This window comes from Pseudomonas sp. C27(2019) (assembly GCF_008807395.1).
Classification (GTDB): Bacteria; Pseudomonadota; Gammaproteobacteria; order Pseudomonadales; family Pseudomonadaceae; genus Denitrificimonas.
The window spans coordinates 1,637,088-1,652,096 of record NZ_CP043320.1; the positions used below are offsets into that span (position 1 = coordinate 1,637,088).

General features: G+C 50.4%; 13 protein-coding genes and 1 pseudogene. 3 read left to right on the forward strand and 11 right to left on the reverse strand.

The annotated features are described in order from the left end of the window. Positions 1-46: 46 nt before the first annotated feature. From FXF61_RS07400 to FXF61_RS07450, 11 genes and pseudogenes are all read right to left on the reverse strand, one after another. Complete coding sequence (locus tag FXF61_RS07400; RefSeq protein WP_151184666.1) at positions 47-754, reverse strand: SGNH/GDSL hydrolase family protein; 708 nt, start codon at positions 752-754, stop codon at positions 47-49. Then, complete coding sequence (locus tag FXF61_RS07405) at positions 754-2,736, reverse strand: transglutaminaseTgpA domain-containing protein (RefSeq protein WP_151184667.1); 1,983 nt, start codon at positions 2,734-2,736, stop codon at positions 754-756. The genes FXF61_RS07400 and FXF61_RS07405 overlap by 1 nt, the downstream gene beginning before the upstream one ends. Continuing rightward, on the reverse strand, positions 2,733-3,701 hold the full coding sequence (locus FXF61_RS07410) for a DUF58 domain-containing protein (protein WP_151184668.1): 969 nt from the start codon (positions 3,699-3,701) through the stop codon (positions 2,733-2,735). Before FXF61_RS07410 ends, FXF61_RS07405 begins: the two co-directional genes overlap by 4 nt. After that, positions 3,701-4,618: a MoxR family ATPase gene (locus FXF61_RS07415; RefSeq protein WP_151184669.1), complete on the reverse strand. Its 918-nt coding sequence runs from the start codon at positions 4,616-4,618 to the stop codon at positions 3,701-3,703. The genes FXF61_RS07410 and FXF61_RS07415 overlap by 1 nt, the downstream gene beginning before the upstream one ends. Positions 4,619-4,723: 105 nt before the next feature. After that, complete coding sequence (locus tag FXF61_RS07420) at positions 4,724-5,005, reverse strand: hypothetical protein (protein ID WP_151184670.1); 282 nt, start codon at positions 5,003-5,005, stop codon at positions 4,724-4,726. Between the two features lie 27 nt (positions 5,006-5,032). After that, complete coding sequence (locus tag FXF61_RS07425; RefSeq protein WP_151184671.1) at positions 5,033-6,100, reverse strand: AI-2E family transporter; 1,068 nt, start codon at positions 6,098-6,100, stop codon at positions 5,033-5,035. A gap of 27 nt (positions 6,101-6,127) precedes the next feature. Continuing rightward, positions 6,128-6,943 carry a DUF4892 domain-containing protein gene (locus tag FXF61_RS07430; protein WP_151184672.1) on the reverse strand — a complete coding sequence of 272 codons (816 nt, stop codon included), beginning with the start codon at positions 6,941-6,943 and terminating at the stop codon, positions 6,128-6,130. A 214-nt stretch (positions 6,944-7,157) separates the two neighbouring features. Further along, a complete protein-coding gene (locus FXF61_RS07435) occupies positions 7,158-8,021 on the reverse strand; it encodes an alpha/beta fold hydrolase (RefSeq protein WP_151184673.1) in 864 nt (287 codons plus the stop codon). Positions 8,022-8,072: 51 nt separating this feature from the next. Further along, complete coding sequence (sixA, locus tag FXF61_RS07440; protein WP_151184674.1) at positions 8,073-8,534, reverse strand: phosphohistidine phosphatase SixA; 462 nt, start codon at positions 8,532-8,534, stop codon at positions 8,073-8,075. Positions 8,535-8,797: 263 nt separating this feature from the next. Continuing rightward, positions 8,798-9,094 (reverse strand): annotated as a pseudogene (locus FXF61_RS15090) (DUF4389 domain-containing protein); the annotation flags it as partial. Positions 9,095-9,109: 15 nt separating this feature from the next. Continuing rightward, on the reverse strand, positions 9,110-10,132 hold the full coding sequence (locus FXF61_RS07450; protein ID WP_151184675.1) for an NAD(P)H-dependent glycerol-3-phosphate dehydrogenase: 1,023 nt from the start codon (positions 10,130-10,132) through the stop codon (positions 9,110-9,112). A gap of 198 nt (positions 10,133-10,330) precedes the next feature. On the opposite strand from FXF61_RS07450, the gene FXF61_RS07455 reads away from it, so the two are divergent. From FXF61_RS07455 to FXF61_RS07465, 3 genes are read left to right on the forward strand one after another with little or no spacing between them, the layout of a single operon-like run. Next, positions 10,331-12,406 (forward strand): TonB-dependent siderophore receptor, encoded by a 2,076-nt coding sequence (locus FXF61_RS07455; protein WP_256663385.1) that lies wholly within the window; start codon positions 10,331-10,333, stop codon positions 12,404-12,406. A 7-nt stretch (positions 12,407-12,413) separates the two neighbouring features. After that, on the forward strand, positions 12,414-13,316 hold the full coding sequence (locus tag FXF61_RS07460; RefSeq protein ID WP_151184676.1) for an ABC transporter substrate binding protein: 903 nt from the start codon (positions 12,414-12,416) through the stop codon (positions 13,314-13,316). After that, complete coding sequence (locus FXF61_RS07465; protein ID WP_151184677.1) at positions 13,313-14,791, forward strand: ATP-binding protein; 1,479 nt, start codon at positions 13,313-13,315, stop codon at positions 14,789-14,791. Before FXF61_RS07460 ends, FXF61_RS07465 begins: the two co-directional genes overlap by 4 nt. Positions 14,792-15,009 lie beyond the last annotated feature (218 nt).

Genomic DNA, 15,009 nt, shown 5'->3' on the forward strand with positions numbered 1-15,009 from the left:
ATATGCGGCGGCATAGTATATGAAAAGAGTATTTTTTGCTGAGCACTCACTTAAACGCAGTGCCTTTGATCAGGGCTGCCACCTGCTCGGCCCATAATTTGTAAGCAGCTTGGCTCGGATGAAAACCATCAGCAGCCAACATCTGTGGATCGACACCCAAATCAATCGGCATAAAAGTTAACCCACTGGACTGCTCTGCCAGTTCTGCAGTCAGTCGATTCAAGCGCCGTGCACGACGGCCAAGGTACCCACTTAGTGGCCAAGGTAGCGCAGTAAAATGCTGCATCGGTGGGATGGCTGAAATAAAAATATGCTGCACATTAAACGTGGCACACAGCGTCTCGTGCAGAGACTGCAACTGCGCCAGCCAAAGCGAATCTGCGGTGCATGCGGTGACATCATTGACGCCAATCGCCAGCACCGCGCAATCATAGTCTTGTGCTGCTGTGTCCTGCAGCTGTCTGAGCAGTTGCGCGCTGGTGATGCCAGTCTCTGCCAACAGCTGCCAGGTAACCTGATACTGCCCACTGAGTTGCTCGGCTAACTGCCCAGCTAGAGCATTGTCTTGACTGCTCACGCCTACCCCGGCGGCTGAGGAATCACCCAGGACCAACACGCGCAATTGCCGGCCCTGACCAAGATGACCATGCCGCTGGCCAGCTGCTTCAGGCAAGCGCAGCGTATGTTGCCGCACCCGTCGACCTTGCCAGACTAAGATGGGCGCTAACGTGATCAGCAGCAGTGTATCCAACATTATTTTTTCACCTGAGCCAAAGCGCTGCGCAAGGCCGCTAAATCAAGCGCCTGCTCTGCATATTGCTGCTGTTCATAGAGATTGATAAAAGCAGCCACTGACTGCTGTTGCTGTTCAGGCAGCTGCTGAGCGATGCGCTGATAAAAGTCACGCAAGCCCTCACCGGTCTCGCGGGTGAAACCACGCTTGCGCAGCAGCCGCTGAAAATCATTCAAGAGCCGTTGCACAGGGTCAGCTTGGCGTTGCCAAGGCTTAAACATCCACAACACAATCAGCGCAATAATCAATGCCGCACTAAAAACCAGCAACAGCCCTAAAGTCTGCCAATCCACCTGACCAAACCATTGCTTGAGCCACGCCTGTTGACGCTCACGCTGATAGCCAAGAATCTGCGTTTGCCAGCTGTGATTGATATTTTCCCAGCCCATCCGCAACTGATTGACCCAACCAATGTGCTGGTAACGCAAAGGCGAGAAAAAATCACCCTGAAATAAATCAGCCTCATCCGGCAAGGCATCGCGTAAGCTGCGCTCGATACGCTCAGGAGCAACTTGAAAGGTTGGATCAACACTGCGCCAGCCCTGTCCAGGCTGCCAATACTCAACCCAGGCATGGGCATCATACTGGCGCACTTGGATAAACTGTCCCGCTTGATTGGTTTCGCCCCCTTGATAACCGGCTACCACCCGCGACGGAATACCGGCAGCACGCAAGGTAAACACCATGGCGCCAGCATAATGGGCACAGAAGCCACTCTGACTGCTAAATAAAAACTCATCGATACTGTCACTGCCCAGCACAGGTGGCTTGAGTGTGTAGTAATAGGGTTCTTGATTAAAGTGGCGCAGCAATGCCGTCACCAGCGTATCGTCATCGGCATACTGCTGGCGTAACGCTTGTGCCCACTCACGACTTTGTGGATTACCGCTACGCGGCAACTGCAAGAACTCCTGCTGCTGCGCTTGAGTTAACAGCGGCTGGCGCAATGCCTGCGGCCACGAGGTGGCTTGATATTGATAGGCTCGATTGACCGGCGTGCGCCGCTGCAAGCGAAAATCACTCATCAAGCGAATATCCGCCTGTTCACTGCTGCCCACATCCAAGCTAAACAGCCATGGTTGACTGCTGGGCTGCATAATAATGCTATAGCTGAGCGCCTCACCTTGCGCTTGCCATTGTGGTTCTTGCGCACTGACACGCTCACTGATTGACCAGTTGCGCCCATCAAACTGCGGCAAGGTTAATGCACGCCAATACAGTTGTGACTGCGCTGGGATATCACCATCAAAACGCGCTCGAAATGCCAATGCCGAAGACTGACCCAGCTCAGCAATATCTCCTGGGCTCATGCTGGTCGCCAAGCCCACCGTATTTTTATCAGCCGGCTGCGGCAAACTCCACAGCGGTTCAAGGCGCGGAAACAAAACAAACAGTAACAGCATCAGTGGCACCGCTTGGGCAAACAAACGCAGCACATAGTTCAAAGTGGCCAGCGGCTGCATGGCAAAACTACTTTGTTGCAAACCCAGCAAAGCTGATAACAAAGCAATTACAGGCAATACGCTGTACAGCGCAGCCAGTAAACTGTCATAAAACAGATAGCTGGTCACCACAGTAAAAAAGCCTAGAAAGATCAGCACCAGCGCATCGCGGCGACTGCGCACTTCAAGCAGTTTTAAGATAAAAGCAGTGATCAGCAGCGCCACCCCAGCATCCAACCCCACTAGACTGCCGCGGCTTAAATACACCGCAAAAGCACTGCCCAGTAGCAAAGCAGCCTTGGTCCAACTGTTAGGGAATGGTAAACGCATACGAAACACTTGAATGCGCCACGCTGCACAAGCAAGCCACAGGCCGACCAACCAAAATGGCACATGCAGTAGATGCGGAATAATCACCAGAGCCTGGGCAATTAGCAGCCAAGTTAGGCTGATACGTGGCAATGTTTGCCGCGCTTGTACGTTGAGCTGTTTGGCGCTCATGCGGTTGGCTCGCCATACAGAGCTAAGGCTCGCAAGCAGCGTTGGCGATGCTCAGGGCCTAGATCAGGCCCGAGCTGCTGTCCTGGCAATAACAGACTGTAAGGTTGATCTGTTTGGCTGAGTTTAAGCACCTGTGCACAGAGCACAGACAACCGGTATTCAACATCGCCATTTAATCGCTCAAAGTCCAGCAGTTGTTGCTGACCTCGTTGCTCGCTAAATTGTTTAACCAAAAGACCTTGACCTTTCGACCAAGCTTTCCAATGAATACGCCGCAAAGAGTCCCCTTGCTGCCACGCTGCTAAGCCTTGAAAGTCATCCACGCCTGCAAGCGTGCTGGCCTCATCACTGTCCTGCTCATCACCTTGGCCTGCAGCGGCGATGACAACGGCGTCTACTGGCTGCGGATAGACTAGGATACGTTGCGCTAAATCGATTTGGCTCCAAGCTACAAATAAGCCCAGCGGAAAACGTGTTTCAATGCGCAGTCGCGGTCCTTGCTGCCAGCCTCGGCGCTGCCCTAACAGGCTCAACTCAGCAAATTGCTCGCTATCATGCGCCACATCAAGCAAGCTCAACTGCTTGCTATTCCAACCCACGGCAATGGCTTGATAGTCATGTTTATCGCTGTGTAGACGCAAGCGATAATTGCCATACTCACCGGCAAAGCACGGCGTACTGCCTGCTGCTGCTACAGTTAAGCCAGCGAGATTACGCCACGTATGAAACATTGTTAGCAGCCCCAGTGAGGCCAATAGAAATGTCAGTGCGTAGGCCAGACTGTTCTGATAGTTGATCGCCACCAGCAGCATGAGCACTAAGGCGAGCGCATAGGCTGCACCCGTCAAGGTGGGCACAATAAAAATATGGCGCTGCTCTAATCGAATACGCTGCAGCGGTGGTAAACGCCGCGTCACCCATGCTGCAAACCACTGCCGAGGCCTCTGCAATACTCTTGTTGGCATTACAAGGCTGGCACGTCGGTCAGCAAGCTTTGTATGACAGAGGCGCTGCCTATGCCATTGGCGCTGTTTTGCTCACGCAGTCGATGTCCGACCACTGCCGGCAAAACCACTTGCACATCCTCTGGGATCACATAATCACGCCCCGCTAAGAAAGCCCAAGCTTTAGCCGCGGCCAGCAGTGCCAAGCTGCCACGCGGCGATAAACCAAACGCCAGCTGCGCGTGGGTGCGTGTTGCTTCGACTAAGCGCAAGATATAACTGACCAATGCATCGCTGGCGCGCACATCATTAACCTGCTGCTGCGCGGCCAATAAATCAGCGCGCTCTATTAAAGGCTGCAACACGCTGAGCAGCTGTTTGCGATCACTGCCCATCAGCAATTGCCGCTCGGCACTGACACTTGGGTAGCCGAGCGAAAGACGCATCATAAAGCGGTCGAGCTGCGACTCAGGCAAACTAAAAGTGCCACCTTGGCTGATCGGGTTTTGCGTGGCGATAACAAAAAAAGGATCGGGTAAGGGCCGCGTTGCACCTTCAATCGTTACTTGCCCTTCTTCCATGGCTTCCAGCAATGCACTTTGGCTTTTCGGTGTCGCACGATTGATTTCATCGGCTAATAAAAGCTCAGCAAACACAGGCCCGGGATGAAAAACAAATTGTCCCGTCTCACGGTCAAACACTGAGGTACCGAGAATATCACCGGGTAATAAATCTGAAGTGAACTGAATGCGTTGGTAACTTAAACCCAGCACTTGTGCCAAGGCATGGCTTAAAGTGGTTTTGCCCATACCAGGCAAATCTTCAATAAGTAAGTGGCCGCGCGCCAATAAACAGGCCATGGCTAAGCGCACCGCCTGTTCTTTACCTAAAATAATGTGGTTGACTGCGTGAATGCAGGCTTCTAATTGACTGCGCATCGGATAAAACTCCATGTCTAGATCTGCCTATGCTAGCCAGCAATCTTCGCGCACGCAAAGGCAAAACTAGAAACCTGCACAGCGCCGCACTGTATGCAATAGATTTTAGCGACCAGCGCGTGACTCACTGATATAAAAACGCGCTTTTTGCGCTTTACTTGTACAGCCTTTGTAAGCTTCAAACTGCTGCTGAGTTTTTGCTGCGGTGATCAACGTCAGCGCCTTTGAATAGCTAACAGTTCCGGCAAAACCTTCTGCTTTGGCAATATCCAACTCTGCCCAAGCAGCATCGAGCTGCTGCGCACAGCTGCTGCGGTAATTCGTTTTAGCCGCACAACCGGCTAACATAACAATTGCCAGTGGTAAACTTAACCAATATAAGCGCATAGCATCTATCCTTTTATTGTTTGCAATTTAGGGTTGATCAACGTTCGGCTGCTCTACTTTTGGCTGATTACTGGCAATCCAGTCACTGACCAAACTATAAGCAACTGCCAGCAAGGTCGGGCCCAAAAACAGCCCCATAAAGCCAAAGGCAAAAAGCCCGCCGAATACACCCATTAGAACAACGACAAGGGGTAAGTTCCCACCGCGGCTAATCAAGTAAGGTTTAAGGAAGTTATCAACACTGCTAATGACCAAAAACCCCCATACCAGCAGGAAAATCGCCATGCCATAGTCCTGCTGCCAAAATAGCCAAGCCACCGCTGGCGCCCAGACTAAAGGCGGTCCCATTGGGATCAAACTCAGCATAAAGGTCAGTGCCGCCAGCAATAAAGCACCGGGCACGCCGGCCACTAAAAAACCAAACAGCGCTACAATGGCTTGCGCTACGGCGGTGCCAATCACCCCGTTAACCACACGACGCACCGTACCGGCAACCAAATCTAGATAATAGTCAGCACGGTCTTTTATCAAACGCCGGATTGAATTTTTGACAAACAGGGCTAAGCGTGGGCCATCGCGGTAAAAGAAAAACACCAAGACCAAGCTCAAAGCCAGCTCAAGAATACCTGCACCAATGCTGGCACTGCGCGCCAAAAGCCAATTACCCATCTGCCCCATGTAGGGTTTAGCCGTCAAAAATAGCGCCGAACCCTGCTCGTCAGCAGCTTGCCACAGTTCCAGCAAGCGATCACCGAGCATAGGCACTTCCACTAACCAATCTGGTGCGCTGGGTAAGCCGGTCACCCGTATATTCTGAATCAACGCGGTGCCCGCACGGATGTAATCAGCAATATTAAACCCCAACCACACCAATGGCCCGGCAACAATGACCACCCAGCCACCGGTCAGCAAGCCAGCGGCTAAGCTTGCATTACCTTTGAGTGCTCGAGTTAACATTTGCATTACCGGCCAGCTGGCAAAAGCGAGTACCGCAGCCCAAAACAAAGCAGTCATAAAGGGTGCCAGCACCCATAAACAGGCACCCAGCAAGCTCAGCAGTAAAATTTGTCCTAATAAACGGTCATTACTGAACATGCGCGCTATCCATTGAAGAAGTCATTGCTAAGGTAATCGCTGCAGCACTAATCCAGGCTGAGTGTACTCAGTGTCGAGCTCAACTCGAGTGGATCTAAGCCCACGCTCAACCATTGCATCGCGCCAGGCCAGAGCATTTTCACCAGCCATACTGATGCGCATAGTGATGTTTTGGTTCAAAGCGCGCACCAACAGCTTGACCCAAACCGGATCTGGCTGACCGGTGAGACTTGGCAGGAACAATCGATTATCCGTATTTAACTGCCGCTCCAAGGTTGTTGCTGTCGGCAACAAATCAGCCGCTAGCTGCTCTGCTTGAAAGTGTTCAAAATGTAAGAAATCACGGCCATTGCCTCGTGTAATTGCATATACGGCAAGCAAGCTGGCTTGTTTTTCTCCAGCCAAACGAAATAGCGCGTAGGCCTGCCGATCATCTGGGCCATACAAGCGGGCATTGCCAAACACTTGATTAGCCCAAAGGCTACTCGAACCGCACTCACGTGCAGCGCACCAATACAGCATCTGCGCATGCTCATCCTGCAACAATTGACGGCTGGCATTAAAGGCATCCAGCGCCTCATGCGTAGGCGCCAGCTGCACGGTCAGCACATCAACTGAGCCGCGCACCAACACTTGGCCGCTGTAGCGCATTTTGCCGCTGATACGGCGCACCGAGCCTTTAGGATAGATTTTTTCTACGCTATCTTGTCGCGCTTGAGTAATAATTTTGGCGTCACGTAAATGCTCAAGATTCAAAAACGTCGTAAAATCATTTGCAGATACCGTACCGCCAAATGCCGCCAGCAATGCGGCTAAAACTGTTTTGTACATCCAATTGTGCATTATCACTTTACCAACATAGTCTGTGCAGTGTGTATGGTGCTCTGCTGCGCATCTGCGCGGCTCGACACATGTAAGGCGTTCTTTACAGCAGCACCCGCTCTTTTAAAGCAATAGCTACGTTATATTCATAGAGAGTATCTACAGTATACATATCAAACATAATGACGCCTGTGAATGACAATTTAATGTGTCTATTGTCGCTACTGAATAACCTCTAATTCGCATTGAAAAAAGCTTGCAAGCATTCTGCCACAGCCTGCGCACCGAGCTCATCGTCAAGATGCAAGTGATGCCCGCCCGGCAAGCGTTGCACATCTAAGCTTAAAGTGCTGAGAAATTTGATAAAATCAGGTTCTTTCAGCAAAACACCCTGCTCTGCTAAAACTAACGTCATCGGACACTGCACGGCATGCACAAAGGCGGCTGCATGTGCACGGGTTAAACGTAAGGGTGAAGGCAGGGTTAAGCGCGAATCCGTGCTCCAGCTATAACCACCAGCAACTGGGCTTAAACCGCGCTGCGCAAGCAGCTCGCTTGCTAACCGACTGACCGGCATAAAACCACGCATACGCACCTGCACGGCTTGCTCAACAGAGGCATAGATGGTTTTCTTTTTGGCCGCCAAATCGATGTGTGCCAATAATGCTTTGCCAAGTTTCTTAGGTGCGTTATCAGCCTCACCGGTGTCAGGGACTAGACCATCAATTAAGGCAACCCGCTCAATGCGCTCAGGCACTGCACCTGCAATAAGCACACTGATAATGCCGCCTAATGAATGCCCAAGCAGCGAAAACGTCTGCCAACCCAATTGTTGGGTCGCCATCAGCGCATCCAAGGCATAATCCCACAACTGATAACCAGCGCCTGCTGCGCGGTGCCCTGAATGGCCATGTCCCGCCATATCAATGGCAACGATGCGCAAGCCTTGCAATTTAGGTGCAAGTAAATCAAATGTCATCGCATTATCGAGCCAACCATGCAACGCCAAAACCGGCTGTCCATCTTCGGGGCCGTAGACGCGCGCTGCCAGATCAATATGTGGTAATTGAATGCGTATTTCTTGAGCACAAGCCGACACTAAAAACTCCTTGGTTATTTTAGCTATTGTTATAGTGGAGAGCGTGGTGTCCTAAGCATGCACATGCTGCAAAGAGTGTAATTGCATTGCACCCGCACCAATAAAGTCACCTTTTAAACACGCCATACTGGCTGTACTCAATGGCAAACCATACTGACGATCTGTATCAACCAACCAACTGGCGAGCGCACCTAATAAGGGCTGGTGGGCAACAATTAATAAATTTTTTACGGGATAGCCATCGAGCTTGCGTGTCACTTCTCGAACATCGTCCTCTGGCGTCAACCACGGCACAATTTCAATATCGCCCTGACGCTGCAATGTGGCACATAACAGCTCAGCGGTTTGCCGAGCGCGCACATAAGGACTGCATAGCACTCGATCAAACTGAACACCAACCAAGAACGTAGCAGCTTGCACGACTTGCTCGCGACCCTGCTCAGTCAACTGCCTGTCAGCATCGTGGCGCTGGTAGGCCTGCGCCGCGCCGTGCCTTAACAACCAGAGCTTCATGGCTTAGCCTCATCTTTTGTCTGCTTATCATCAACAGCTGCAGAGTCTTCTTCTGTGCTTTGCACGCTTGTCGCTGCTGGCACTTCTGGTGCTTCTGGTGCTTCTGGTGTTTCTGATGATTCTGGCGCTTGTGCTACTTCTGAAAGGTCTGCTGACACTGGTGCATCTGCCCCCGTATCAGTCGCAACAGCGGGCTGCGGCACAGTAGCGCTTGCAGCTTCTGCACTCACTGGCGTTTGCGCTGTTTTTTTATTTTTAGGCACGTGTGCAGCCTCCCCGTCAGCGGCACGGGCTTGCGGCCAATCTGCTACAGGCCAAGGCTTAGCATCTGTATTGAACACGGCAAAACGACCTATTTGCGCTAAATACTGGCTTAAGCTGTCACCAAAGTTCATAAAGTGCACACTGGGCGCACCATAAAACAAACGGTATAGCAGCTGCGCAACCACTAAAATGCCTAGCAGTGGCACAGCAACGTGCCATACCAATAGAAATAACAGCATCCACAACACGCGTAAAAATATTGACTCACGGCGGATGGTTTTTTCTGCTTTTGTCATTCTGTAAGCCCTCGTTTAAAAGCCATCAATGGAAATAAAGTCAACATCAGTTTTTGGCTCGCCACTCATCAGCCCAGCTATAATTTGTTCAAGCGTGCGCCCTTCAAACAAAATGGCATGCAGGCCAGCCACCAGCGGCATATAGACCCCCATTTCTTGCGACTTAGCTTTAAGCACCTTCAAGGTGTTCACCCCTTCCGCCACCTCGCCCAAGCGCTCAACAGCTTGTTCAAGGCTTAAGCCTTCGCCCAATGCAAAACCCACCTGATAATTTCGGCTTTTCGGTGATGTGCAGGTCACAATCAAATCACCTACACCAGCCAAGCCTAAAAACGTCATGGGATTAGCACCCAACTTAACTGCAAAACGGGTCATTTCTGCCAAAGCACGGGTAATCAGCATACTTTTGGTGTTCTCACCCATGCCCATGGCTGCAGCCATGCCTGCAATAATGGCATATACATTTTTCAGCGCGCCACCCAGCTCTACGCCAAAGCGGTCACGACTGGCATACACCCGAAAAGTTGGCCCATGCAGTACAGCTTGCACCTCTGCACACAGTGTTTCGTCCTCACTGGCCACCACACTAGCAGTTAGCGCATGCGCAGCCACCTCTTTGGCAAGATTAGGCCCAGATAACACACCAACACGCGCCAACGGAGCAATGTCTTCTAAAATCTGACTCATTAGCATAAAGCTATTTGCTTCGATCCCTTTAGTGGTGCTGACTAGCATTTTTCCACTCAACGCATCGGCATAAGGTGTCAGTACGCTGCGCAAAGCGGTGGAGGGTAACGCAACAAAAATCAAATCGCACTCAGCTAAAGCAGCTGCTAAGTCGGTAACGGCAACAACCCCCTCAAGCACCGTGACACCTTTTAAATAGCGCGGATTGAGCCTGTTGTCATTAATCGCTTGTGCCTGCTGTGCATCGCGCATCCACAAACGCACAGGCTGCTGATTACTGGCCAGTAAATTAGCCACGGCAGTACCAAAACTGCCCCCGCCTAATACAGCGATTGGTTTTTTTATTATCATGCTTGTGTTCTCTTCTGCCATTGTTTGGCGATTGCTTCATTATACGGTGCTGTTCAAGCATAACCAGTGTTTAGCATTTTCAGTTAAACTACTATTCGTTTTATTGATTAGATTACGAGGCAAGCCTTGCTGCTCCTGCATTTAAAGCGTTCGTATGTAACAGCAAACGTACTGCTACCATTGACCCTGGGCCTTGGCTTGTCTCACTTAGCCCATGCCAGCGATTTATTTATCAATGACCAAGCAGTACCCGAAGTGCTCACAGCCACACATTTGTACCAGCCCCCTGCGGCAGTACCGGGCAGCATTAGCAGTATTGATCGTGAACTGATTGTTGCCAGTGGCGCGCGCAATATCACTGACGTGTTGCGCCTTGTACCCGGCATGCTGGTTGTGCCGGATAGCGGTAACCTAACCACAGTCAATTACCATGGCACCAGCCCTGGACAAGCGCGGCGCTTACAAGTGTTGATTGACGGGCGCTCGGTGTACCGCGCAGGCTTTGCCAAAGTCGACTGGACCAACTTACCAGTCGCCATTGAAGATATTCAACGCATTGAAGTGTTTCGCGGCCCCAATACAGTGAGCTACGGCGCTAATGCATTGCTTGGCGTAATCAACATTATTACTGTGTCTGCCAAGGACGCACACGGCACTGTACTCAAGAGTAACCTAGGCGAAAATGGCATTCGTGATTGGTACGCACGCCAAGCGTGGCACAGCGATCGCTCCGATATGCGTTTATCATTATCTGGACTTGCGGATAATGGCTTTGACAAGCGAGAAGATGGCTCAGATTTTCGCGATGGTCGCCGCCTCAGTCGCTTTAATTTGCGCGCCAACCATCAACTCGACGAACGCAACAGCATTGATTGGCAGCTGGCCTTTAAAGAGGGCAGCAACCAGATCAATAACCACTACCGCCCAGCCTTTGCAGAAGTAATAAACCCTAGAGCCGACGAGCAAGATGATAACTCTGACGAGAAAGCCACAGACTATGGCGCTAGTTTGCGCTGGACCAGCATCATCAACAGCAAGCACAGCATCTCTGTGCAAGGCGACGTACAACAATGGCAGCGCCAGCGTGAATGGCGCGCCTGTGATGCGCAACTGGCTTTTAGCCCTGAGCTTAACGAATTATGGCGTATTTCTTCTGCCCAGCAACGCGAAGACTTATTCAACCGGAAACGAATCAGCAACGCTAGCCCTCGCCAAGACTATCTGCAAAACTGGCTAGGCAGCAAGCTGCTGGGCCCCATTCCTCTGCCTCACAGCTGCGGCCTGATCAGCGAAGAAAGCCGTGAATCACGCTTTGATCTAGAGCTGCAAGACACCTACAGCGTCTCCGACAGCCTGCGCCTGATCAGCGGTTTAAGTTACCGCTACGACCAAGCCCGCTCACAAACCTTTTTAAATGGCCGCCAGCGCAAAGATATTATTCGTGCTTTCAGTCAATTCGAATGGTATGCCACCCCACACTGGTTACTGCAAGGTGGCGGTATGTTCGAACACGACAGCAGCAATGGTGATTCTTTTTCTCCACGTCTAGCCGTCAACTATTTATTCACGCCTGCGCACGGCTTAAGAGCGGTATACAGTGAAGCGGTGCGCTCACCTGATATGTTTGAAAACCATGCCGATTGGCGCTATCGCGTGCATGATTTACGTCCACAGGTCAGCCAAGGCAGCACCGCTGACTTTTTTATCAGCGCGCAAGGCAGTGGCAAACTCAAACAGGAAAAAATCAAAGCCTATGAGCTTGGTTACAATGGGCATTTCGCTGCGCAGCGCCTGTCAATTGACATCAAACTCTTTGAAGAAAAAATCACTCGCATGATCAGCCATAGGCCGCGTCTCGAGTCGTTTAACCTGAGCAACCATGATCATATAAAATTCTACGGCGGCGAATTTGAAAGCAATTGGCAAGCCACAAGTAAAGACCGACTGCGCTTGAGTTATGCCCATATTAAAGAGCGCGCCAGTAACGCATTAGACCAAGACATAGCACCACCACATAGCGGCTCATTCACCTGGCTGCGTGACTGGCAAAATGATTGGAGCAGCAGCCTGATGTATTTTGCTGCACAACAGCTAGATAAAAACGATTTACAGCTGGCTAACCTGCGCCTTGCTAAACAGTTTAACTGGGGCGATAAACGCCTGACTGTCGCCGGCAATCTGCAAAAAACTCTAAACAACCAGCCTATAGGCCGCACCAATAATAAAGACAACAGCCACGACAAAGTTTACGCAACCGTGCAGCTGGAGTTTTAGAGCGGTTATGCTGGCTTATCTATGGCGTTTCCTGTGCACACTTTGCGTCCTCTTTTGCATCAGCGCCCCGTTGCAAGCGCAAATCATTTTAAGCGCAGATCAAGACAGTTCCAGTGTGCGCCGCTTTGCTGAAGAGCTTGCCCAGCTGCTTCCTCTGCAAAGTGTTGAATATATGCCGCGCTCGCAACTACAAGCGCAGCGCAATTTCACAACAGATACTCGCCTCGTGCTACTGGGACCTGCCCTACTTGATTGGCGCTTACAGCTTAGCCACAGCGCACCTGCAACACTTATTATGCAAGTCAGCCGCGTGCAAGCGCACCAGCGCACTGCTAAACAGCAGCCGCAAAAACTGACATTCCTTTGGAGTGATCCACCTATTGAGCGGCAAATCGCTTTATTAAAAGCTCTGCTGCCGGGCCATAAAAAAATTGGCCTCCTATACGGAAATCAAAGCATATTCTTATTAAAAGAAATCGAGCAGGCTATACAAGCGCATGACCTGACCTTACATACCTATTACTGGCCAAACAGCTATGATGCACGCAGCCTCGCTCGTTTGCTGAATAAAACAGATGTTTTGCTTGGTATTGATGACGCACAAATTTACAACCCAGCAACCATTAAAAGCATTCTGCTCAGCAGTTATGCGCGCAAACAAGCGTTGATCGGTCCCACCGCAGCTTTTATCAAAGCGGGTAGCTTAGCATCCACTTACAGCAACAAAGATGACTGGCTGCATAGCCTGCAAACACTTTTACAGACACCAGCAGAGCACTGGCCGCACAGTGTCTACCCTGAAGAATTTAAAATCATGCTTAACCCACAAGTTGCACGCTCGCTGGCGGTTGAAACACACCAGGTTACAGATCTACTTAAGCAACTGAAACAACACAGGGCCGCGCCATGAAAAGATTTTTAGGCGGTAGCATTCACCGACACACGTTATTTGTCAGTCTGTTACCTGCGGTACTGATCGCTTTTTTATTGACCGGCTATTTTACCTTGGCACGCTTACAAAACTTACAAGAAGAATTGGCAAATGCAGGCCAATTGATTGCCAATCAACTCGCGCCAGCAGCTGAATTCAGTGTTATTTCAGGCAATCTGCAAGCGCTAGAGCCGATGCTAAAAGGTATATTAAAACACCCGCATATTGCGTTTATTGAAATATATGATGAAGACGATAAGCGCTTAATGCGCACCGAAAAAGCACAGCTACAAAGCAACTCTGAGTTAACCTTCCAAGCAGATATCACACGTCAAACCATTGCTCTCGATCCACAGTTTTTATTCTCAATGGCATCTGCGCAAACATCCAGCAATGAAGAAGTGATCGGCCATGTCTTAATAGGAATGACTGACAGCGCTCTTAAAAAACAGCAGCTCGATATTTTACTGCGCGCCCTTTGGCTTATTTTACTGACTTTGTTCTTGATTTGGGCGCTGGCGTATTTGCTCGCACGTAGTTTATCCACCCCTATTCAAGCGATGCGTAAAAAACTGCGAAGCCTTGATGATGGCTTATACAACACGCCAGCCTTGACTGAGGTCGAAAACGGTGAGCTTGGTCAGCTGAGCACGCATATCAATATGCTTAGCAAAACCCTACAGCAAGCACAGTTGAGCCAGCAAAAGTACACCACAGAGCTTCAGCAAGCACAGCAAGAGGCAGAGCGCGCCAATCAAGCCAAGTCCGACTTTCTGGCAATGATGAGTCACGAATTACGCACGCCCATGAACGGTGTGCTCGGCATGTTGCAATTGCTTGAGCAAACCGAGCTCAGCAAGGAGCAAACTGAATACAGTCAAATCGCCCACACCTCAAGTTTGCAAATGCTTGAAGTAATAAACAATATTTTAGACTTTTCCCGCCTCGAGCACGACGCCCTACAACTTGAGTGTATTGACTTTTGCCTAGGTGACTTATTCAACTCACTGCATAATGTATTCAAATATAGCGCTGAACAAAAAGGCATTGAGCTTGTGTTTAACCTTCCGGCTGACCTAAGTGGCCTGCACGTTGAAGGTGACCCGACCCGCTTGCGACAAATTTTAGTGAACTTATTAGCCAATGCGTTAAAGTTCACTGCGCAAGGCAGCGTGACACTTCGCGCAGACTGGCGCGTACTCGAACCGGCACAAATAATGTTAAGGTGTCAAATCACTGACTCAGGCATTGGCATTGAGGCGCAGCAACTGGCTTCGGTTTTTGATCCATTTCATCAAGCCGATCAAAGTATTTCACGGCGCTACGGTGGTACAGGCCTAGGGTTATCGATTGCGCATACGTTGACACAACAGATGGGGGGTGAGTTGAGTGTGATCAGCAAGGCCCAACACGGATCAACATTTACGCTACAGATCCCCCTGCACCGTATCTAAGCACCCTGCTACAGCGCTTAGAGTAGAGCAATATTCCCGAGCCATTACTTTTACTGAATGATCGTATTTACTAGCAAATACACTGTGACTTGAGAAGGCAATGCGTGGTCTAACCAAACAATTGCATACAAACAAGTCTGTTTAACAGCAGCTGGCCCATGTCACGCAGTTAAACAAAAGGCTTAAGTTGAATAGAGTTTTTTTGTTAAGCGTTATTA